We start from the raw sequence: 1,028 nt of genomic DNA, 5'->3' as shown, positions 1-1,028 counted from the left end.
CTTCCAGTTGAATGTTATGCTACCTGTGATTGCGCATAATATTTTGGAGAGCATTGAGCTCGTTGCGAACAGTGCGACCGCCCTTGCCGATAAGGCGATTGCGACCTTTGACGTTCGACAAGATAACCTCGATATTGCTTTGGCCAAGAATCCGATTTTAGTCACCGCACTAAACCCGGTGATCGGGTATTTAAAAGCGGCCGAAGTGGCGAAAAAAGCCTACAAACAAGGACGAGCCATCATTGATGTGGCCGAAGAGGAAACGGATTTAGACCGCGAAACGCTTGAAAGGCTGCTTAATCCAGCCAAATTGACTCAAGGTGGCGTGGCTGAGTAAAGCACTGCTTTGAATATCTGCAGAATACAAAGAGACCTCTCATCGGAGGTCTCTTACTATCTGGCTCATGCGCTCAACTTACCTAAGCTACGCGACTCGATTGAGCACCGAGCGCAATTTGAGTGGCTTAACTGGTTTGGCAATAAAGCTGAAACCGTTCGCTTTGATGCCTTCCATCATATCGTCAGTACGGTCAGCACTGATGATCACCCCTTCAAAACGATTCCCCAGACGCAAACGACACTGTTGCAACACTTCTAACCCCGTACGTCCGTTATCCAATCGATAATCAGAGAAAACGACGTCTGGCACCCAATCGCCTTCGAGCGCTTGTAAGCTTTCGACGAGATCCGTCGCAACCCGTATGTCACACCCCCAACGAGAGAGCAGATTTTCCATTCCGACCAAAATGTCAGGTTCGTTATCGACACACAGAATTCGCAAGTGGCACAACTCCGATTGAGGACTGGTCTCGACTTTCGCAGGGTGTGGCTGAACGTGATGAGCCTTATCCAAGGTTATTGAGAACACGCTGCCTTTACCAAACCACGAACGCATTGAAATTTCGTGCCCCAACACCTGCGCAATCCCTTTGGAAATCGCCAAGCCTAATCCCAAACCTTGATCGGAGCGCACTTGCGTTCCGCGATTAAACTCTTCGAAGATTTCCTGCTGTTTTTCTTCCTCGATG

At 48.9% G+C, this 1,028-nt stretch carries 1 protein-coding gene and 1 pseudogene; one reads left to right on the top strand and one right to left on the bottom strand.

The genetic code is table 11. The features are described 5' to 3' along the window. Positions 1-337: pseudogene (gene aspA / locus R7Z78_RS24875) on the top strand (aspartate ammonia-lyase); the annotation flags it as partial. Between the two features lie 87 nt (positions 338-424). On the opposite strand, the gene R7Z78_RS24870 reads toward aspA, so the two are convergent. Further along, positions 425-1,028: hybrid sensor histidine kinase/response regulator (locus tag R7Z78_RS24870; RefSeq protein WP_169643710.1), on the bottom strand; the 604-nt coding region annotated here is incomplete at its 5' end.

It is taken from the genome of Vibrio sp. 1167, assembly GCF_033340375.1.
Classification (GTDB): domain Bacteria; phylum Pseudomonadota; class Gammaproteobacteria; order Enterobacterales; family Vibrionaceae; genus Vibrio; species Vibrio alginolyticus.
This window is presented reverse-complemented; position numbering and strand designations above follow the sequence as displayed.